The following is a 21,901-nucleotide window of genomic DNA, read 5'->3' on the forward strand; positions in this document are numbered from 1 at the left end:
AAACAAACCTCTGATGAGTACTAAAATAACCAAAGAATTTGCTATATCTACATGGGCAATTAACAATAAAATGACGGTTTATGTCATCACAGCCATTCTGTTGATTGGTGGATTGATGTCATATTATTCGATGCCGAGAGAGAGTTTTCCGGAAATTATTGAAACTAAAATTTACGTTAGTTCGATTAATCCCGGAAATTCGGCTGAAGATGTTGAAAAACTGATCACCAAACCTTTGGAAGAAGAATTCAATAATATTTCGGGAGTTACTAAAATCACTTCTAATACTTTAGAAGATTATTCGATGATTTTGGTTGAATTTGACGAAGATATTTCGGTTGAAGATGCCAAACAAAAAGTAAAAGATAAGGTTGATCTTGTAAAATCAGATACCGAATGGCCAACCATAGACGGCGGCGGTAAAGTGGAACCCAATGTTTTTGACTTGAATATTGCCGAAGAAGTTCCGATTTTGAACATTAACATCACCGGCGATTTTTCATCCGAAAAACTAAAAGAATATGCCGAATATCTAGAAGAACGCATCGAACGACTTCCACAAATTAAAGAGGCAGCCATTCGTGGTGCCGAAGACAAAGAAGTAGAAATTGCAGTGGATATGTATAAAATGGCGTCTGCAAAAGTGAGTTTTGACGACATCATCAATGCTGTTAAATATGAAAACAAAACCGTTTCTGGCGGGGGCGTTTCCAACAACGGAATTAAGAAAAATATTCGTGTAATCGGAGAAATCAAAAAACCTTCGGATTTAGAAAACATCATTGTTAAAAAACAAGATGGAAACGTCTATTTAAAAGATATAGCCACAATTACTTTTCAAGAAAAACAACGGACTACTTATGCCAGAGACTATGGCAAACCGGTGGTAATGCTGGACATAAAAAAACGAAGTGGTAAAAACATGGTGGAAGCCGTGGAAGGTTTAAAAGCCATCATCGACAAAGCGAAAGAAAATTATTTTCCGGAAGGACTAACCATTACTTATGCCAACGATCAATCTGAAAGAACAATTGCTCAAGTAGATGATTTGGTAAACAACATCATTTTTGGAGTAATTCTGGTAATTGGTGTATTGATGTTCTTTTTAGGATTTAGAAATGCCTTGTTTGTTGGATTTGCTATCCCGCTTTCGATGTTTATGTCGTACATGATTCTGGCCTCTTTCGGAATTACACTAAACACAATGGTGCTTTTCGGATTAGTGATGGGACTCGGAATGCTCGTCGATAATGGAATAGTAGTAGTGGAAAACGTTTATACCTTGATGAGTCAGGGAATGTCCAGAAAACAAGCTGCCATTGAAGGTATTGGCGAAATTGCTTGGCCAATTATCGCCTCCACAGCCACCACATTAGCCGCTTTTTTCCCATTAGGATTATGGCCGGGAACCATGGGTAAATTCATGATTTATTTTCCGATGACTTTATCGGTTGTACTATTTTCTTCGTTGTTTGTGGCGTTGGTTATTAATGCCATGCTAACATCCGATTTTATGAAAATAAAAGAAGAAGAAATGAGTAAAATAGCACTTGTAAAAATCAGCGGAATGGTTGGCGGAATTGGATTAATCATGCTTATTTCTGGATTTATAGCTAACTCTGGCGGATTAAAAGGTCTTGGAAACTTGATGCTTTTCTTTGCCATTATGTTGTGGATTTATAAATATTTTTTGGTTGGAGCACAAGATTATTTTCAACGCGTTATTTTAGTTTGGCTCGAAAACAAATACCGTAACTTTTTACAGTTTGCCTTGGGCGGAAGAAAACCTTGGGCGTTCTTTCTTGGTACATTCGTGTTGTTAATTTTGTCCTTTGTTGCGGTTGGAATTGCCCAACCAAATGTATTGTTCTTCCCCGAAAATCAACCAAACCAAATTATGGTTTACATTGAATTTCCTGAAGGAACAGACATCAAAAAAACCAATGAATTTACCAAAGAAATTGAGAAGAAAGTGTACACCATCGCCAACAAATATTTGGAAGACGGTGATAATTACATGGTAGAAAGTGCCATTGGTCAAGTAGGTCAAGGTGCAGGAAATCCACAAACCGAAGGTGGGGCTCAAAACGATATGCCCAACCGCGGAAAAGTAACCTTAACGATGCGTGAATTTAAATACCGCAAGGGGTTAAATAGTTTGGATGTCATGGAAGAAATCCGATCGGCTGTGCAAGGTTACGCCGGTGTTTCGGTGATCGTTGAGAAAGAACAAAACGGCCCGCCGGCAGGTTATCCAGTTAACATCGAAATTTCAGGCGAAGATTATAATGCCATGCTTTGGGAAGCCAAAAAAATGAAAAGTTATATTGATGCAAAAAATATTGGCGGAATTGAAGAACTTAAAATTGATGTAAACAAAGAAAAACCGGGCGTTGATGTAAAAGTAGATTTAGACAAAGCAGGTCAACTCGGCATCACGTCAGGTCAAGTGGGTCAAACCTTGCGAAGAGCTATTTTTGGTGAAAAAATTTCAACGTACAAAGACGGAAAAGATGATTTTGAAATCAATGTCCGTTTACCGGAAGCTCAACGAAATGACAATAATATCATTTATAATCAGCCCATAACCTTTAGAGATCAAGCGACCGGAAAATTAGTTCAAGTTCCTATCTCTTCTATTACTTCCAGTGAGAATTCAACAACATTTAACACCATAAAAAGAAAAAACTTAAAGCGTGTGATTACCGTTTACTCTAACGTTGTAACAGGCTATAATGGGAATGAAATTGTAGAAAAAATTAAAAAAGAATTAGAAGACTATCGAACTGGAAATGATATCAACTTTTCATTTACTGGAGAGCAGGAAGAGCAAGCCAAAAACATGAGTTTTTTGATAAAAGCATTATTAATTGCCTTAGGCGGAATCATTTTAATCTTGGTGGCTCAATTTAATTCGGTTTCCAAACCAATCATTATTATGGTTTCGGTTCTACTGAGTTTTGCCGGTGTATTTTTTGGAATGGTCATTTTCAAAAACGATTTTGTCATCATCATGACCATGATGGGAATTATTTCCTTAGCGGGAATTGTAGTAAACAATGCCATTGTGTTAATTGATTATACGCAATTACTCATTGACCGAAAATTACATGAAAAGGGGCTGGATGAAGATGGATTGTTAAACAAACAAGAATATTTAGACGTTATTGTAGAGGGAGGACGTTCGCGTTTACGACCCGTTTTATTAACCGCAATCACCACCGTTTTAGGCTTAGTTCCGCTGGCAATGGGATTGAATGTTGACTTTTTTGGCCTATTCATCAATTATAATCCTAATATTTATATGGGAGGAGATAACGTGATTTTCTGGGGACCATTGGCCAAAACCGTTATCTACGGATTAATTTTTGCCACTTTTCTTACTTTAGTAATTGTTCCGGTGATGTTCTTTTTACTCCACAAAGGAAAAATCAAAGTAAAAAAGAAAAAGAAGAAAAAACTAGACTTAAATACCGAAACAAATTAACCAATTGAACCACGTGAAAGCGTGGTTTTTTTTATCTTGCACAAAAATTTTCACATGAAAACAAGCAGCATTACATCCCTTATTTTAATGTTCTTACTGTACATAAGCTGTGCCAACGAAGAAGTTCAATCCGTTAAAATCAAAGGGCAATACGAAATAGAATTACCTAAAACACTTTCCAAAGCAGATAACCTGCATGAAGACGCATCTTTGCAATACCAAAATTTATTTAGTGAATTTTATACGATTGTGATTGATGAACCGATTTCAGATTACAATAATCTTGTCATCCAAGATGAATATTTAGCAGAAAATTACAAGCCTAACTTAACCGGATATTCCAATTTATTGAAAGATAATTTATCGGTTTCCGTTAAAAATGCAAAATTCTCCAACTTTGAAGACACTAAAATAAATGGAATGGAAGCCAAACTGATGAACGTGAGCGGAACCGTAGATGATATTGCTATTTATTATCAATTCGGATTTGTGAAAGGAAAAGATCGATACTATCAAATTGTCAACTGGACCGAACTGCAACGAAAAGATGATCATTCCAAATCCATGCAAAACATCATCGCTTCTTTTAAAGAATTGAATCGTACAAAAAAGAAAATACACTAAAAAAAAGAGCTTCATTTCTGAAGCTCTTTTTAAGGTTGAGTTTAGGTATAGTTAATTTTTATTCACTTGAACTATCGCTCCTTGTGACCATTTTTTAACTTGGGCAATTCTGCTTTCAGAATAATCCACTTCTGTCAAATCGGCTCCGGTCCAAAAGAACCATTTACCAATCTTCATTCCGTCTTGGTATTGACCCATGGAAACTTTATTTCCATTTGCATCATAGGAAACCCATTGTCCGTGTACTTTTCCATCTTTATAAAAACCTTCTTGTTGCACTTGACCATTATCATGATAAAAAGTTGATTTAACCATTTGGTCAACCACTTCGTGTTTGGCGTTATTTTCTTGTGCAGAAATAACCCCTGAAACTACCAGCATTGCTGCAATAAATAACTTTTTCATACGCTTTAATTTTTAGCAGGTTAACAATTACAAAACAAATTTACACAAAAGTTTACATTAAAAAAACTTTTTGGTAACAATTTGGTAACATTAGATGAAAACTTAACATTGGAAATATGGTGATAGGTAATCGGTAATGGGCAATCGGGACATCAAAATTCTAAAGATTCTGCGAGAAAACTATCCGCAAACCAAGAAATCCGCTTCTATCCATTTTCGCAAGGCGAATCAAAAATCTGTAAGACTCTATTCAATCCCTCTAATCCGTGTGCTATTTTAATGATGTAAACTGATAAATCAAATTCGCTCAAACCCTTTACCCATCCCTCATCACCTTTTACCTCAAAAAAATCAAAATTCTTCAAACAAAATAGTACTTTTGCAACTCAAAAAATTTCGAATCAAAATGTACAGAAGTCATACTTGCGGAGAATTAAACAGTTCGCACATCAATACAGAAGTTACCTTAGCCGGATGGGTGCAAAAATCACGTGATAAAGGATTTATGAATTGGGTCGATTTACGCGATCGCTACGGAATCACTCAATTAATATTTGACGAAAGCCGTACCGAAAAATCCGTATTTGAAGCATCAAAATCACTCGGAAGAGAATTCGTGATTCAAGTGAAAGGAACCGTAATCGAACGTGAAGCCAAAAACAAAAACATCGCCACCGGAGATATTGAAATCTTGGTGTCTGAGTTAACTATATTAAATGCCGCTCAACTTCCACCTTTCACCATCGAAGACGAAACCGATGGTGGTGAAGACATCCGCATGAAATACCGCTATTTGGATATCCGAAGAAATCCGGTAAAAAATTCACTAATTTTCCGTCATAAAGTATCGATGGCAGTTCGAAATTATTTGTCTAAACAAGGTTTTTGCGAAATCGAAACACCTTATTTAATTAAATCAACTCCCGAAGGAGCAAGAGATTTCGTAGTGCCAAGTCGCATGAACGAAGGACAATTTTATGCTTTACCACAATCGCCGCAAACCTTCAAACAATTATTGATGGTGGGTGGCATGGACAAATATTTTCAAATCGTAAAATGTTTTAGAGACGAAGATTTGCGTGCCGACCGTCAACCGGAATTCACCCAAATCGATTGCGAAATGGCTTTCGTTGAACAAGAAAACATTTTGAATGTTTTTGAAGGATTGACCCGTCATTTATTAAAAGAAATTAAAGGTGTAGAAGTCGATAAATTCCCAAGAATTACCTACGATTACGCTATGAAAACCTACGGAAACGACAAACCGGACATTCGTTTTGAGATGAAATTTGGCGAGTTAAACGCCGTTGCTCAACACAAAGATTTTCCGGTATTCAATGCCGCCGAATTAGTAGTCGGAATTGCCGTTCCCGGCTGTGCATCCTATTCCAGAAAAGAAATTGATGCGTTAATCGATTGGATCAAACGTCCGCAAATCGGTGCAACAGGAATGGTTTATGTGAAATATGAATTAGACGGAAGTCTAAAATCATCTGTCGATAAATTTTATGACGAAGCCGATTTACAAAAATGGGCTGAAATCACCAACGCCAAACCGGGCGATTTAATTCTAATTCTTTCCGGAAAAGCTGATAAAACCCGGACACAATTATCTGCACTTCGTATGGAAGTGGCCACTCGTTTAGGCTTACGAAAACCGGACGAATTCGCTCCGCTTTGGGTAGTCGATTTTCCTTTATTGGAATGGGACGAAGATTCGCAACGCTACCACGCCATGCATCACCCGTTCACTTCGCCAAAACCGGAAGACATGAAGTTGATTGAAACCGAGCCCGGAAAAGTGCGAGCCAATGCCTACGATATGGTGCTAAACGGAAACGAAATCGGTGGCGGTTCCATCCGTATTCACGACCGTGATTTGCAAAGTAGAATGTTCTCGTTATTAGGATTTTCTCCTGAACAAGCCGAAAACCAATTCGGATTCTTAATGAATGCCTTCCAATTCGGAGCACCGCCACACGGAGGTTTAGCGTTCGGTTTAGACCGTTTGGTGGCTATTTTAGGCGGACAAGAAACCATTCGTGATTTTATCGCTTTCCCAAAAAATAATAGCGGTCGCGATGTTATGATTGATGCTCCATCCACCATCGATGAAGCACAATTAAACGAATTACACATTAAACTAGACTTAAAATAAAACCATGAAATACGTCATTCGCATCCTGTTTTTTATTGTTTTAGCCTTTATTGGCTACGGATTTTATATCAAAAATTCAACCGGAGCAGCAGGCGATAAGTGGGTGGGTATCGGTGTGTTAATCAGTGCATTAGTCCTTATGCCCATTTTTTTATGGCATCGATATAAAAACAAGAATTTAGAAGACTATCGTTTCAAATTTGATAATAAAAATACTGAAAATACTGAAAATCAATAATTTTCACAAAAAAGTAACATTGTTTTAACATTCGTATTTAATTATAGATTACCTTTGAGCATTATTAATTTTTTTTATTATCACAATGCGTACAGGTACAGTAAAATTTTTCAATGAGTCGAAAGGTTACGGATTCATCACAGATGAAGAAACTGGAAAAGACATCTTCGTTCACGCAACCGGAATCAAAGCTGAAGAGCTAAGAGAGGGTGACAGAGTTCATTACGAAGAAGAAGAAGGTAGAAAAGGTAAAGTAGCAGCTCAAGTAGCTGTGATCGAATAATAGATATTATTTAGATTACCGAATGAAATGACAAACGTCTCGAGCAATCGGGACGTTTTTTTATTTTATAGAACACAGATTTAAAAAATTGGAATAATTATAAAAATAATTTGGGCGTTTCCCAAGGGTCGGGCTTTGCGTTACAAGTCCTCACCACAAAATAGCAATTTTCTAAAGACCCAAAAAGCTTCCGCTGGTCGCTTTTTGTGCCTAAGAAAATTTGCTGTTTTGAGGTTCCGGGCTTTTCACTTCAATCCCTAACGCAAATTCTGCTTCAATAAAAAATTCTGCTAAGAATTTAATATATTTTTCTGTAGGGACAGGTCGCGACCTGTCCCTACAGAAAAATATATTAAATTTGCAACATGAACTACCACTTCCGAAAAGCCACCACCACCGATGCTCCACAAATCTGGACCATCCTCCAAAACGCCATCCTTAGACGAAAAGCAGATGGGAGCAATCAATGGCAAGACGGTTATCCCAATCCGGAAATTGTTCAACAAGATATTGAAAAAGAAATTGGTTATGTGCTGACCGATGGGGAAATTATTGTGGGTTATTCTGCCGTTTTAATCAACGACGAACCGGAATATGATAACTTGCAAGGCGAATGGTTAACCATTCGCGATTTTGTAGTTTTTCATCGGGTGGCGATTGCTCAGGAGTACATCGGTCAAAACTTGTCTAAAAAAATGATTGATTTTATTGCAGAATTTGCTTTAAAAAATAATATCCACAGCCTCAAAGCCGATACCAACCACGATAATTATGCCATGATGAACATCTTTGAAAAATCAGGTTTTGTATTTTGTGGCATTGTGCATTTCAGAGGAAGTCCGAGACGAGCGTATGAAAAGGTGTTGTGAGTTGACGGTTGTCGGTTGTCGGTTATCTGTTGTCGGTTTTTTGGATCTTTCCAAGTAGGCGATTTGTTTACTTTCTAGCTGCAATTGAAAAAGCGTTTGAACCCATCAAATGTTGGGAGTAAAATCAATTAATTAATTGGGGAATCGTGACGTATTTAATCAAAAAAAGTAGTAATGGCTTTTTTAAAACTACTGTGTCACTTTGTCTTTCTTAGCTATTTTATTGAAAACATTCACTACAAAAACACAAAGTAAACCCACGATTAGACCCAATAGAAAATCGAGTAACATACTTGGTATAAAATCAACTGCGTGATGTAAAGCAGGCAATTGATGTGAAAATATCCCACCGGAAACCAGCAATAGTGCGAGAGTTCCCACCACCGCTAAAAATTGAATAACGCGTGGTAATGCTTTTACTAAAAGCGTTCCTACCGATTGAAGTATTTTATTTCGTCCGTCACTCCACTGAATCAGTTTATACCCAGCTTCGTCCATTCGAACAATCAAGGCCACAATGCCGTAAACACCCACCGTTGCAATAAACGCAACGACACTTACGACCATGACTTGCATCCAAAAATCCTCACCAACTACAGTTCCCATGGCGATGATAATGATTTCAACAGAAAGAATAAAATCGGTTACGATGGCTGATTTAATTTTACCTTTTTCTAAGGCTAAAATTTCAGTTTCCGATAGTTCTTTGAACGCTTCTACTTTTTTTGCAGGAGCATGTGGAAAAAAATATTCATAAATTTTTTCTGCTCCTTCATACGCCAAATACAATCCTCCTAAAATTAAAATCACCGTAATGAGCCATGGCAAAAAATAGGAAAGTAGAAAGGCAATAGGTAAAATAATGACTTTATTCAGAGCGGAACCTTTGGTAATGGCCCACAGAACGGGCAATTCTCTTGAGGATACAAAACCCGAAGCCTTTTCGGCATTCACGGCCAAATCATCGCCTAAAATTCCGGCTGTTTTTTTGGTGGCCATTTTACTCATGGTTGCTACATCATCCATCAATAACGCAATATCGTCTAACAGTGCAAAAAATCCTGAAGCCATCTTTTTTTCTAAATTTGAGTGTAAAAATACAATATAGTTTGGGAATGTGGCAATAGGTTAATATGGCAATTTACCAAGGTATGAATTTAGACCAAAAAAGATCCCCTTCCGCAAACCACTCGCCGGAAGGGGATCAACCACTAAAACTAAATTTCCAATTTTTAATTATTTTTATTCCTTTTTACTTACGTTAAAACCAAATTGTAGCAGTTCCTATACTGGTTGCAAAACGTACTGTAGTATCGCGTGGAATGCTTGACATGGTTAAATAAGCCCTTCTAACTCTATTAAATCGCATAACACCGGATTGTGAATCTTCCGGAATCACTGTAGTAATTCTTCCCGTCGCTGTTTCTACCACTAAGGCTACACAACTATTGCCACCACCCTGATTATTAATATCAATAAAAACTGTAGCATTGGTTGGCGTTTCAAAAAGATTCTGAATGCTGCCGTTTTTTTGGGTACAAGTAGTAGCGTTACCATCAATGACCAAATCTCCTCCTACTTGTCCGTTTAATGATTGTCCAAGAGAGTAATTTATAGTTGTTTGATTACTTTGAGAAACAGCATTTACACTGATAAAAAAAATGAAGAGTAATGCTGTAATTATGTTATTTTTCATGATTTTTGATTTTTATTTATTTTCTATTTTTTTTAACCGTTCTACAATTGATTTGTATTGTTCTTGAAGTTGTTGTTTTAGTAAATTAATTTCTTCTTTTTGTTGTTCAATAACCAACTGTTGTTCTTGAGTGGCCTTAATCAAAACCGGAATCAAATCACTGTAATAAACACCTAAAATGGGAGAATTTACTTTTTTTTGATTTCCTTGTTCGTCTTCTTCCCAATCCCAATCGCGAACGACTTCCGGTATTACTTGTTGTAATTCTTGAGCAATTAAACCCAATTTTGTTCCGCTTCCATCGTCTTTTTTCCATTCAAAACTCACGGGACGTAGTTGCATGAGTGTGTTTAGACCATAATTTAAATTTTGTATGTTTTTTTTCTCTCTTGCATCACTGGTGTTGATTGTACCGTTGGAAGCGAAAACGGTATTCCAACGATTCAGTCCTTGTCCCAAACTAATCGTAGCATCGGTCATCGGTATAAAACGCACTCCTTGAAATTGATATAAATTATTTATAGTTGCTAAATCGTCAGCACTATTCCCTAAAGTTAAGTTAGCTCCACTATTAAATATTCTCCAGTCCGTATTAGCATTTCCTCCTCTTAAAAAATCTAAGGCCACATTACTTGTACTACCTGTTAATGAAGTGTTTGCAATTCGAACTGCTGTTAACCCAGCAGGTCCGGAAACATGGAGTTTTTCGGATGGTGTTATCGTACCAATTCCCACTTCTCCGGTAGCTTGCAGCGTCATTACCGTACCCGTCGTAATCGCAGTTGCAGTTGTTGCACTTGTTCCTATTTTGAAGCTATCGGTGGAAGTGTCTACTCCTATATTAAAATGTCTGCCTCCTGTGTTTCCAATATGCATTAAAGCATCACCTGTTCCTTGTTGTTCTATATAAAATTGTCCGTTAGTTGTTGAGGTTGTATTTTCTGAAAGATGCAATTTTCGTGTGGGTGCTGGTGTTCCGATACCTAAATTTCCAACTGGAGTTAAACGCATCTGTTCCGTATTATTTGGATTAAATAAGATAGAACGGCTTGCAGAATTATGTCCGATTTGAAATCCTACATCATTTAATTCAAAAGTTGAAGAATAACCGCTAGTGCTATTTGCTCTGAAAACATGATTCCCGCCGTTATGATTTATTCTAACTTCACCAATCGGAACACTAAAATTAATCCCTCCTAGATTTGAACCATTGTTATTTGTACTTCCAAAAAGTGCCATTGCCGCACCATTTGAACTACTCCCGGATTGCGGACCAAGGAACATATAGTCAGTATTGTTTTGATATAAAAGTGCTGCATTATCTGCTGAGAAGCCATTTGTGAAAAGAGATCTACCAGCTACATGTAATCTTTCAGATGGGGTTGTTAAACCCAGTCCTAAATTTCCACTTGTGTCTAATCGCATTCGCTCTAAATCATTCGTCCTAAATGCAACAGACTGATTATCTGATGTCCCAATAAAATTGGTAGTTGGATTAATTCCAGAATTTCCGGTTATCCCCCATGCGTTCGCAAGAGCATTTTGCCATGAGGCAGTTCCATTTATGTCACTAGTTAACACTCTACCTGCGGCTTGATTGCCATCAACCATTCGAATGTTACCATTTACATGTAACCGATCTAGTGGAGAATTTGAACCAATACCTACATTCCCATTTGTAGCTATTCTTATTCCTTCATTATTATTACTTTTTAAAATCAAAGGTTGACCATCTGCGGTACCCACAAAATTTAAAAAAGGATTTGTACCTGTATTCCCATTCTGTGACCATACATTTGTTGTCACAGGAGGTGTACCTACAATTCCTCCTCCCCCATTAGGATCTATCACCGTTAAAACCCTGTAAGACTTAAAAATAAAACCAAATGCTGAAAAAGGTGTTGATGGACTGTTTCTCATTTGGCAATTGGGAGTAGTCCATTGTATTTGAATTGTTTGAGGGATTCCAACTGTAACATTAACTGGATATGAAAAATTTGTTTCCCAAGTTGTGATGTCGTCGTCTCCAAAAAAAGAAGAATTCACAATAGATTGATTTGCTGATGTTTGCCAACCAGTTACCGGAACTCCATTTACTACAATTTGAAAAAAAATAACTCTATTAATACAATTAGCATCAAATCGATGACCTGCTGCTGAAAAATTTACAAGTGCAATATCATCTTTTGGTGTAAAAGTGATTGTCATCTGAGAAAGTGTAGTGAAACTAGAAAATGAAAAAGAATCAAAAGTTCCAACTGCTGTATAATATGTTGGATTATTTTCTCCATCAACATTAAAACGAACCCACCTAGTTCCATTCCAATAATAAAATCCTGGATAAACATTATTTGGACTAACCCCAGAAGTTGCAGTGTTATAAACTAAAGTACTCTCTAAAATTGCTCCTCCATTAGGGTTTGCAACTGGAGCAGCAATGTTTGCTGATGCCAATATCACTCGTGGTATTAATACTCCTTTATCATTTGAATCTATATCTAATAAAGCATTTGGTGTAGAAGAGCCAATTCCGGTTGCCCCATTTTTTAATACCACCATCGCATCGCTTCTTTCTGTAGCATCAACGGAGCTATTATTATTAGAATCAATGGCATTCCCAATTACAAATAATCTATCAGTCGCATTAGCGGTTCTAAATTGTGTTGCTCCGTTTGTAGATGGTGTGTAAGTTGTGGCACCAATTCCTATTACAGTTTCACTATAACTTCTTGCTTGATTATTTTGGCCAAAAGCGGTTGAATTAAACCCACTTGCTTCATTTTGTGTCCCAAAGGCTGTTGAACGCATACCAGATGCAGTTGCTCCATTACCAAAAGCAACAGATAATTCTCCGCTTGCAGCGTTCCCTCCACCAAAAGCGGTTGAGATATTTCCACTTGCTGTATTCTGAAACCCAAAGGAGGTTGAAGCATATCCTGTCGCCTCGGCCATATCACCAAAGGCAGTTGAATATTGACCAGTTGCTTGGGTTGTATGTCCAAATGCTGTTGAACCTATGCCTATTCTATTATCATCCCAAGCAAAATTTCCGCTTGATGAGACATTTCCCGCTCTAAAAGCTGCTTTTCGCGGATTCCAAACCATTCTTGTTCCTGCACCACTTGGAGCTACTGCACCAGAGCTTAAAGTACCTGTAGATACTAACCCATCCGTTCCATTTATGGTTACAGCACCTCCATCAGCCGTAATGGATCTTCCATTACCCACACCTCCAAAGTCATAGGCTTGATCTAGCGTTCCCGTATCAGTTCCTTTTATCGGAATCCAACTCGTTGTTATATTATCCCAATAATAAAAACCCGGTTGATTACTTCCAACATCTGAAGTTAAATAAACTAACATTCCTTGTTGATCCACAGCAGGATTTGTTGCCGGAAATGTGTCTATTTTAGGAATCAACATTCCATCAGTGGAAGCCGGAGCAACTTGATTAGATGATCTGATATCCAATTGTGCATTCGGTGTGGTGGTATTGATTCCCACTTGTGCTAAAAGGGTAGTGGAAAACAATACAAAAAAGTAAAATATTAATTTCTTCATGACAGTGGTTTTTTGAAAAAACAGAACGAACTATTTTTAGTTATTTCTGAAGTATAAAATTCACACTATCAATACAATACCACAATACGATTTTATCCGTACTACATTTATTTAATTTATAAAGAAGAAAGTCAGCAAATAGAAGGCTTTACAAAACCAATCCATTCAATTTATACTTACATGAATTGTTTAAGCACAAAAAAATACGCCTTTTAGCGTATTCTAATTTTCTTACAAACTTATTTTACTCCAATTTATAGCGGAATTATCAAGAGGGTAAGCAATCCTTTTTCGGTTTTCATTGAAAAAGTTCCATTCATTTGTTCAACTCTGTTTTGGATGTTTTTCAACCCATTTCCAAATGCATTTTCTTTACTGATTCCGGTTCCGTTATCTTGAATGGCTATTTGAAATTGTTTGGAGGAAATCAACTTCATCTTCACATCAATTTTAGTGGCTTGAGCATGTTTGAGTGAATTATTTAGCACTTCTTTTATGGCGTAGAATAAGTTCTTTCGTAAATGACCATGCATTTTTATTAATTCACTGTCTTCAACGGTAGTGCTAAAGGAGAATGCAATTGGCGTTTCTTCAAAAAGTGTTGCTCCATATAATTTTACATATTCTGAAAAGTGTTGAAGTGTATTATGTTCGGCGTTTAATGACCAAATAAAGGTATTTAACCGTTGTGAAATTTCTTTTCCGGTTAGGTTAATTTTCGAAGCCAATATTTTTTGTTTGTCAGATGTTTCATCATTTTTTAACAACAAATCGGCGTGAATGAGAATGCTGCTTAAACCGCTTCCAATGTCGTCGTGCAAATCTTTGCTGATTTCATTTTTTTGCTGAAGTAAGGTTTTCTGTATTTTATTTTTTCTTCGGATAATGATAATCACCAAGGACAAAATAATTACTGAAAGCAGAGCGGCAATCAGTTGAAGAATAGTAAACTTTCGTTGTTTTTTTAATTCTTCTACCTGAAGTAAAAGGAGTTTATTTTCATTCTTAGAATATTGTTCGGTAATGTTTTGAATGTTCAAGTTCCCTTTTAAGCGAGTTTCCTCATTGATGCTGATTAATTTCTCCTGAACAAAAGAAAGTTTTCCGATTTGATTTGTCTTTTTAAAAACATTCAATGCAACTTTGTAAAAATAATGTTGAAACGTAGAATTAATTATCTTTTGATTAATCAATTCCAGTCCTTTTTCAAACCATCGATTATTTTCGATTTGATTTTCTTCATAGCATTGCATCATAAAGCCATAATTGAGCAGCACAATGTCAAAATATTCGCTTTTTTGGGCCGAAAGAATACTCTTTTGAAAATAGAAAACAGCACTATCCATTTTCTTTTCTTCCAGATAAATTTGACCAAACGTTTGTTCAACATTTGGAATTCCTCTTTTGCTATTTACTTTTTTTGCAAATTGATACGCTTTGGAATTATACCAAACCGCCGAGTCCGATTGGTAAATTTTTAGCTTTAATTGTGCGATGTTATTGAAAATATGTTCTTCCTGAATAGTACTCCGAATAGATGATCTCGCTATATTATCCGGTTGAAAGTCTCTGGCTTTCCAAAGCGATTTTTCAGCTTCATTGAACTGATTCATTTCCATTTGGTTAATTCCTTTAAAAAAATAACCATTGGCAATGAGCAAATTTTCACTCAATTGTTTAGCCTTTTGAATGGCTTTTTCTGCCTCATTAATACCAAATTGAAATAATCCATCGTAATAAAAAAGTTCAGACTGTAAGCTGTGAATAAAAACAGTGGTGGTATCAGATTGTGCGGGTGAAATTAAATCTTTGGTAACGTCTAACCATTTTTGAGAAGATTGAATGTCATCGGTTTCTAAAAAATGCTCCGCCAAAAGAAATGACTTGGTCACCTTACATTCTGCTTTTGTACAGTTCTTGAATTCTTGCAGTTTAACTTTATACGATAAATCCTGAGCTTTTCCGGCAGCAAAAATCAAAAGCAAAAATATATTTAAAAAAAATTTCATGCTCTTTTTTTAGCGTTTTAGATATAAATTTACCGCCTCAACTCTTGTGTTGACATGCAATTTCTCATAAATGTTTTGGATGTGCTTTCGAACCGTTCCATTACTAATCTCCAATTGGTTGGCAACTTCTTTATTCATTTGTCCTTTGGCCAATAAATTCAAAATTTCGTTTTCTCTGGTGGTAAGTATTTCAGTTAATTTATTTTGCGATTCCATTTTAGAAAAACTCGCCACCACTTTTCGGGCAATGCTGCTACTCATCGGACTTCCGCCTTCAAACAATTCATCTAATGCTCCAATGATTTTTGCAGGCCCTTCGGTTTTAAGAATATAACCACTGGCTCCGGCTTCTAAACTCTGGAAAATTTTATCATCATCTTCATAGGAAGTACACATTAGAACAAATACTAGCGGACAAGAAGTCTTGAGTTTATTCACACAACAAATGCCACTTTCGCCTGGTAGATTGATATCCATCAAAACCGCATCAACATCCAAAGCAGGTAATTCTTTTAAAGCCAATTCGGCATTTTCAAAACTTCCTGCCAGCTCATACTGATCCGTAAATTGAATCATCATGCCCAATGCCTCTCGCAAATCGCGGTCGTCTTCCACAATACCAATTCGTTTTTTCATGCGTAAAGAATTACTATGCAATATTAAAAATAGTAAAACTTTTTTGAAATACGTAAATGAGCGTAGAAAAAAAACCCCTTCCGCAAACCACTAATCGAAAGGGGATCAACTACTAACTAAATTTCCAAATTTGAAAGTAGATGAAAAATGATTGTATTTTACTTTTTTATAATTTTATTGTTACTTATCAAGTTGTTTTCAGAATCCACGATTTTAAGCACGTACATTCCATTAGTAAGGTTTGAAATGTCAATCTTTTTTTGATTTGAAAAGTGTGCTATTTTTTTTCCATATACATCATATAGTTCAACTTCAAAATTGTTGGAATCTTCTATTTGAATAGTGATAATTCCATGGGTTGGATTAGGATAAATAGATGTTACTTTTTTATTTCCATCAACAGTTGACAAAGATTGATCAGCTATTCTGTAGAATTTTGTTCCTCCTAAAAAACCGTTATCCGTTGCATTAAAATAAATATAACCATTCATTTCAAAAAAACCGCTTGGTTCGGAGCTTATTGTTCCTGGAGCAATGTCTGCAATTAGTGAATAAGTATCATTTACTGTATTTAATTTCCATAACTCTTGTCCGGTTGAAGGTTGAAAATAACTAAAATAAATGTTACTGTTACTTTCAAACAAATCATAAACATTTAAATAACTGCCGGTTAAATTAGTTACTTTAGTTGTCCCAATTTCTGAGCCATCTGACTTCCAAATTTGAGCACTTCCTGTATTTTCAGTGTCACTTTGTACAAAGTAAAGTAAGTCGTTTACTGCCGTTAGACTGAACGGTCCTCCATTAGTATTATTACCGGGTGTGATGTTTTTTACCATCATAGTTCCTGCGGAAGTTCCGTTTGTTTTCCATAACTCAATTCCATTGAGAGCATTTCTGGCAGAAAAGAAAATCATATCGTTCACCGCCGTGAAATAACGAGGCCCTGAAAAACTTGTAAATGGGTTGTCGTTAACACTGTAGATGTCAAGAATTAATTCTGTTCCGGTTGCCGAACCGTTTGTTTTCCATAATTCTCCACCCGTTTCAATTGAATATCCATCAAAATAGATGGTTCCGTCGATGTTCTTGGGTAAACGCATTTGTGCAATTTCTAACGAACCCGTACCTGTGTTTATATCAATAACAAACTGTGGAACCACTCCGTTTGACCTCCATATTCCCCATGTATTATTACTATTTCGTCTAGCATTGAATAACACTTCACTATCATTCAACTTTGTTATTCCTGAAATAGCGGTAAAAAAAATATCAGGAGTATTGTTTACCAATGATTCACTGTTTGGTGTACCTAACATTTTCCATAAATTTCCTCCCGATTTAAAAAATATGAATTGACCTACCTCTACAAATTCTGAAGGATTTGTAATTTGATTATTATTGACCATTAAAAATGTACCGCTTGTGGTACCATCCGTTTGCCAAATTTGGTGTTGATTGGCTACAAAATAGACCTTATTCCCAATTACGGTGCCTATTTCGGGATTACTACTTTGTGACCCTACAAAAATATCTTTCAATAATTGAGCATTTCCTGCGGTACCATTTGAAACCCATAATTCGTTGCCAAACTCAGGAGAATTCCGTGCAAAAATAATTTTACTATTCACCATTTTTGAACCGTAAATCGGAAAGTTTTCAACCACTTCTACTTGCCCAAAATTTTGTAGTGTAAATAACAATACTAAGAAAGATGTAATTTTTTTCATGATAATCCTATTTTAATTTCTCATTAGTGTCACATCTTCCAAAAAGTAAACATCAAAAAAAATCCACTTAAAAAAATAAGTGGATTTAACGAATTTAGATTTTCAAATACATCCGTGCAGAGGCAATTTCACCTTTCACGCCAACAGGTTTTGCTTCTAACAAAATTTCATAATTTCCTTTAGGAATCTCAGAAATTCTATCTTCTGAATTGGTTTGTAAATTGGAAAGAATCGAAATAAAATCAAACGTTTCCACCGGCATGAACATATCTCCCGGGAAAAACGGAATAGGATTTCGCTTGGTGGTTCCAATAATTTTTCCTTCTTTTTTTACAGTAGTTGTAAAAATAAATTGAACTACCATTTTTTTATCGCTGTTTACAGGAATAGAATTTCCTGTAAACGCAAATTGAATTGGGTATTTATTTTCTCTAAAATCGGCATATAAGTTAACGGCTTTATTGCTTTGAACGGTTAACTCCAATTTAGATTGTTCTTTTATTTTTAGTTCGCCTTGCACTAATTGTGCAAAAGAAATTGAGGTAAAACAGCATACAATTGCTGTTACAATAATTTTTCTCATTGTTTCAATTTTAAGGGTTTTTTACTGTTTCAAAATATTCTTCCAACACTTTAGTAGGGCGTTTATCAAAGTACACATACGTTGCTTTAATATAGCCCAAATAATTATTGGTTTGACGGTGGTGGGTATAACTTATTTCAAAAGTGCGTTTGGCTACTTTATCCGTGCTGGCCACCGTCATTTGATATTTGGTTCTTCCGTCACCATTAAAGGTTTGTTGAGCAGTTTTATTGAATACGTACAATGGCTTTACATCACCTCCCACCTTACTAAAAATAGTGGTTTTTGTCCCCCAAACAACTTCAAATTTGGGCATATTAGAGGTAGGATCGGTATTCCAAAACTTAATTTGAGCCTGCGTTGTTAATCCAAGTAAAAGGAAAAATATAAGATATCTCATTTCTGCTTAATTTACCGGGACAATACTGTAGACAATTCCAAGGTTATACTTTGCTTTATTAAATCGCATATAGCCGGGTCGAGTAGGAATGTTACTTGTTCTTTTCGCTTGTTCCAAAGTAACAGGAGGAACTTTAGCATCTTTTAAAAACACGATAGCTTCTTGTTTACCTACGATTTCATCTTTCGCCGGTTTATATACTTTTAATTCGTAAACAATTTTGAAGTAGGCATTGTCCTCCAATTCTTTCATTGTTTTATAACCGTATTTTGACGGTTCAAATTGAAAACGAACTTTGGTATTCATTAACGATTTGATGTTTCCGTTGCTCACTTTCATTCCGCTTTTTCTTGGCACTTCAAAAACGCGTCCGTAATCACCAATGTATTTGAATCCTGTGGGTTGAATTTGATCTTCGTTGCCTGTCGTTTTATTTTTCACAAACAAACGACACCAACCAATTCCGTGAACACTTTCGGTGCCAATATTTATATTTTGATTGACTGTGTGTGCTGCAAACCAATCGAATTTGAAATCATATTTTACCAATTGAGGTAAGGATTGAGCAAAAGAAGTTGAAATAGAAACTACTAAAAGTAGTATTGACAATTGAATTGTTTTCATGTTTATTTTAATTTTTGATTAATAATTTTTTGTGCTAAAGCGATGGCTTTTTTATCGTTGAACGAAACGTCCTCCGAAAGATTGATCAAGAGCGAAAAAGACAAACCTTTGTAAAAAACTTTTAGTTCACGTGTAGGAACTCCGGCAAATTTTTGATTGACAAAAACAGCATATTCGCCTACATTAGGCACCTCTTCTACACTAAAGTTTTTCATGGCATTTTTAGCTAGTGATTTTGCCATGTCGGTTTGTTCTTGGGTTGCTTTTCCGTCAGCATTCATTTCTGCGGTTTTTTCATCGATACCTTGATTGGAAGCTTCGATTTCAGCTTCGGTTAGATTGTGGTACTTCTTTTTGAATCCGTCTAAAGTGATGTTTTCCACCCAACTCAACGTTACCTCATCATTTACCGGTACATCCATTTTTCTCCCCATCATTTCAATTTGTTGGGTTCTGTTTGTTTTGTCCCAAAAGTAAGAAACGGAAATTTTGTTAGACTTTTTTTCGATTTCAGAATTTGGACTTTTTTTGGCTTCCGAAACTGGATAACCACTTGTTTCGGCAGCCATCTCAAGGGTTAGCAATTCGTCTAGTTTGCCTTTGAAATCTTCTGCGATTAGTACGTTCTCTTCTATGACTTGACTGAGTTCTGTTTCCATGGAGGAATTGTTTTCTTTTTTATCTCCTTCGCAGCTAAATGCAAATAGGAAAATACTAACTAAGACTATGACCGTTGTTTTCATAACTATGATTTCGCGATTTTAAATGTAAAAGACCCTATGCCAGACGTAAAAATATTTCCATCTGCCGAAAAAGGGATTGTGATATTTTTATTAATACCTACGGTATCTAATCTGTAAATCTCTTTTCTCATTCCATAATCTATGTTTGTGCCCGTTCTCTTATTTTTTGCATGGACATATACCTCCAATTCAAATTTTATAGCTGGATTATTTAGATCGGCATTTGGAATAATAAATTCTCTAAAAAATTCTGGACTATGAGAAAAGTTGTGGTTTTTTGAAGTAATTATTTTTGACCCATTTTCAGTTTGATTATAAACATCGGAAGATTTATTTCCGAAATTTTGCACTTGTTGTCTTCCGGCGGCTGAAACTTTAAATAGCTTAAATCCCCAAAAACCATAAATATTATCATTTGATGCTTGAATATTTATTGCTGCAACTGTGAATTTTGTTGAGCCAGAAGCAGTATTTGTTGAAGGTACCGTTACTTTTGGCAGTTCTTTATTGTTTTTTATATGTTTATCTCCATTCCACACTCCATCAGTCATTGAAGTATTCCAACCCCATTTCCCTTTAAAACTATTGCCTTCAAAATTAAATTCAAAATGGCCTGTTTTTTTGGTATTGTTATTATAGAATGTTCCCTTTAATTTTCTGGTTTGTGGAGTATAAGTAGCATTAACAGTACCAATTCCTTTGTATGTTCCGGTCACTTTATTGCCAACTTGTTGCAAGATGAGATTGCCATCGGTGGTGTTCCATTTTCCACTCCAAACGTTGGTTACATTTTTGATTACCTCTTTTCCGGCTGTTTTGTTTGTCGCTTTCCAAATAAAATCAGGATTAGTAGAATATTTGTTATCCGTTCCATATCCCCAATTTCCATTAAAAGAGGTTATTCCGCTATCAAAAAAATGTTGTTTTCCACTGGGTGAAAAGAATATAAATTTCCCTTCGGCAGCACCGTTATGAAAATTACCGGTGATTTCTTTTCCGTTGTTGGCTGTGCTTCCGGTAATGGTTCCGTTATCTTTATAATCACCGTAAACTATTCCGCCATTTGGATATTCATTTCCAACTTCAAAAGTGAGATTGATGGTTCCAAAATTTGTACTGTAAACTCCATCAGACATTGACTGTGCACTATTTTGTAAACCAATAAATAGTAGTAATAATGTGATAATTTTTTTCATTGTTTTAATTAATTTTATATTATTTTAAAATTTTGTTTTTATCGATTCCGTAACTCAAAATGATTGGATTACTGATTTTTCCGTCTCCAGAAATAGGCTTCCAATTTCTTGGACTTTCTACATCGGAAGCATCACCTCCTTTTCCTTTTATCGTAAACTCGATGTTTTTTGAAGAAAGTTGAGAAATCGTAATTTGTCCTTCAAACGGCATCTCAGAAGTGTCCAATACATTTGGATTGGTGTTCATAAAGAGAATTGTGGCGGATGGGTTAACACCATCGTACTCATTGCTCATGGAAAAATTTCCTGTCAATGGCAATGAAAAATTTTCTGGAATGTGATTTATTGTTATCATAAATGATTTTCCGTTTTCACCAATTAACTGCAAGGCAATAGCTAAACCGTTGTTGTCTTTATTGAAAATCGCTGTGGCTTGTAACTTTTCATCAGATTTTAAATAAACTTTATCAGCAACTTTATAATTAACAAATGCACCATTGTTTTCGATATCGGCTGCATCAGGCAAATCAACTTGCGTTCCGGTTTTACTTTCAATTGCTTTTTCCATCGAATTGGTTAGAGCATCTTGAGTACTTTCTTTCAATTTATTGCAGGAGATTAAACTCAATACAACTATAGAAAAGCAAAATTTTTTCATC

At 35.8% G+C, this 21,901-nt stretch carries 20 protein-coding genes; 6 read left to right on the top strand and 14 right to left on the bottom strand.

The genetic code is table 11. From position 1 onward, the window contains the following. Positions 1-13 precede the first annotated feature (13 nt). On the top strand, positions 14-3,487 hold the full coding sequence (locus B0I10_RS02830; RefSeq protein ID WP_112084979.1) for an efflux RND transporter permease subunit: 3,474 nt from the start codon (positions 14-16) through the stop codon (positions 3,485-3,487). A gap of 54 nt (positions 3,488-3,541) precedes the next feature. After that, the gene (locus tag B0I10_RS02835; protein WP_146740299.1) at positions 3,542-4,111 is read left to right on the top strand and encodes a hypothetical protein; all 570 of its coding nucleotides are present in this window, start codon (positions 3,542-3,544) and stop codon (positions 4,109-4,111) included. A gap of 51 nt (positions 4,112-4,162) precedes the next feature. Here B0I10_RS02835 and B0I10_RS02840 read toward each other — a convergent pair whose 3' ends face one another. Both B0I10_RS02840 and B0I10_RS15600 read right to left on the bottom strand, forming a co-directional pair. After that, entirely contained in the window at positions 4,163-4,516 is a 354-nt protein-coding gene (locus B0I10_RS02840) for a toxin-antitoxin system YwqK family antitoxin (protein ID WP_112084981.1), read from the bottom strand. Between the two features lie 206 nt (positions 4,517-4,722). Beyond that, entirely contained in the window at positions 4,723-4,881 is a 159-nt protein-coding gene (locus B0I10_RS15600) for a hypothetical protein (RefSeq protein WP_181456876.1), read from the bottom strand. A gap of 41 nt (positions 4,882-4,922) precedes the next feature. On the opposite strand from B0I10_RS15600, the gene aspS reads away from it, so the two are divergent. The 4 genes from aspS (at position 4,923) to B0I10_RS02860 (ending at position 8,064) form a co-directional block, all read left to right on the top strand. After that, positions 4,923-6,674 (top strand): aspartate--tRNA ligase, encoded by a 1,752-nt coding sequence (gene aspS, locus B0I10_RS02845; RefSeq protein ID WP_112084982.1) that lies wholly within the window; start codon positions 4,923-4,925, stop codon positions 6,672-6,674. A 4-nt stretch (positions 6,675-6,678) separates the two neighbouring features. After that, the gene (locus B0I10_RS02850) at positions 6,679-6,912 is read left to right on the top strand and encodes a hypothetical protein (RefSeq protein WP_112084983.1); all 234 of its coding nucleotides are present in this window, start codon (positions 6,679-6,681) and stop codon (positions 6,910-6,912) included. Between the two features lie 85 nt (positions 6,913-6,997). After that, positions 6,998-7,195, top strand: coding sequence for a cold-shock protein (locus tag B0I10_RS02855; RefSeq protein ID WP_112084984.1), 198 nt, complete (start codon positions 6,998-7,000; stop codon positions 7,193-7,195). A 365-nt stretch (positions 7,196-7,560) separates the two neighbouring features. Beyond that, positions 7,561-8,064 (top strand): GNAT family N-acetyltransferase, encoded by a 504-nt coding sequence (locus B0I10_RS02860; RefSeq protein ID WP_112084985.1) that lies wholly within the window; start codon positions 7,561-7,563, stop codon positions 8,062-8,064. 189 nt (positions 8,065-8,253) lie between these two features. Here B0I10_RS02860 and B0I10_RS02865 read toward each other — a convergent pair whose 3' ends face one another. The 12 genes from B0I10_RS02865 to B0I10_RS02920 all read right to left on the bottom strand — a co-directional run bounded on the left by B0I10_RS02865 (position 8,254) and on the right by B0I10_RS02920 (position 21,900). Next, the gene (locus B0I10_RS02865; RefSeq protein WP_112084986.1) at positions 8,254-9,135 is read right to left on the bottom strand and encodes a DUF808 domain-containing protein; all 882 of its coding nucleotides are present in this window, start codon (positions 9,133-9,135) and stop codon (positions 8,254-8,256) included. A gap of 190 nt (positions 9,136-9,325) precedes the next feature. After that, positions 9,326-9,760 carry a hypothetical protein gene (locus B0I10_RS02870; RefSeq protein ID WP_112084987.1) on the bottom strand — a complete coding sequence of 145 codons (435 nt, stop codon included), beginning with the start codon at positions 9,758-9,760 and terminating at the stop codon, positions 9,326-9,328. Positions 9,761-9,772: 12 nt separating this feature from the next. Beyond that, positions 9,773-13,321, bottom strand: coding sequence for a tail fiber domain-containing protein (locus B0I10_RS02875; RefSeq protein ID WP_112084988.1), 3,549 nt, complete (start codon positions 13,319-13,321; stop codon positions 9,773-9,775). 254 nt (positions 13,322-13,575) lie between these two features. After that, positions 13,576-15,330 (bottom strand): tetratricopeptide repeat-containing sensor histidine kinase, encoded by a 1,755-nt coding sequence (locus tag B0I10_RS02880; protein WP_112084989.1) that lies wholly within the window; start codon positions 15,328-15,330, stop codon positions 13,576-13,578. 9 nt (positions 15,331-15,339) lie between these two features. Further along, positions 15,340-15,966 (bottom strand): response regulator, encoded by a 627-nt coding sequence (locus B0I10_RS02885; RefSeq protein ID WP_112084990.1) that lies wholly within the window; start codon positions 15,964-15,966, stop codon positions 15,340-15,342. A 158-nt stretch (positions 15,967-16,124) separates the two neighbouring features. After that, positions 16,125-17,696, bottom strand: a complete 1,572-nt coding sequence (locus B0I10_RS02890) for a T9SS type A sorting domain-containing protein (protein ID WP_112084991.1) — start codon at positions 17,694-17,696, stop codon at positions 16,125-16,127. A 94-nt stretch (positions 17,697-17,790) separates the two neighbouring features. Beyond that, positions 17,791-18,279: a hypothetical protein gene (locus B0I10_RS02895; RefSeq protein ID WP_112084992.1), complete on the bottom strand. Its 489-nt coding sequence runs from the start codon at positions 18,277-18,279 to the stop codon at positions 17,791-17,793. 10 nt (positions 18,280-18,289) lie between these two features. Continuing rightward, entirely contained in the window at positions 18,290-18,679 is a 390-nt protein-coding gene (locus B0I10_RS02900) for a hypothetical protein (protein ID WP_146740300.1), read from the bottom strand. A 6-nt stretch (positions 18,680-18,685) separates the two neighbouring features. Further along, on the bottom strand, positions 18,686-19,303 hold the full coding sequence (locus B0I10_RS02905; RefSeq protein ID WP_112084994.1) for a hypothetical protein: 618 nt from the start codon (positions 19,301-19,303) through the stop codon (positions 18,686-18,688). 2 nt (positions 19,304-19,305) lie between these two features. Then, entirely contained in the window at positions 19,306-20,046 is a 741-nt protein-coding gene (locus B0I10_RS02910; RefSeq protein WP_112084995.1) for a hypothetical protein, read from the bottom strand. Positions 20,047-20,048: 2 nt separating this feature from the next. After that, complete coding sequence (locus B0I10_RS02915; RefSeq protein ID WP_112084996.1) at positions 20,049-21,242, bottom strand: hypothetical protein; 1,194 nt, start codon at positions 21,240-21,242, stop codon at positions 20,049-20,051. Between the two features lie 19 nt (positions 21,243-21,261). After that, positions 21,262-21,900, bottom strand: a complete 639-nt coding sequence (locus B0I10_RS02920; RefSeq protein WP_112084997.1) for a hypothetical protein — start codon at positions 21,898-21,900, stop codon at positions 21,262-21,264. Position 21,901 lies beyond the last annotated feature (1 nt).

The organism is Flavobacterium lacus, assembly GCF_003268815.1.
Lineage (GTDB): Bacteria > Bacteroidota > Bacteroidia > Flavobacteriales > Flavobacteriaceae > Flavobacterium > Flavobacterium lacus.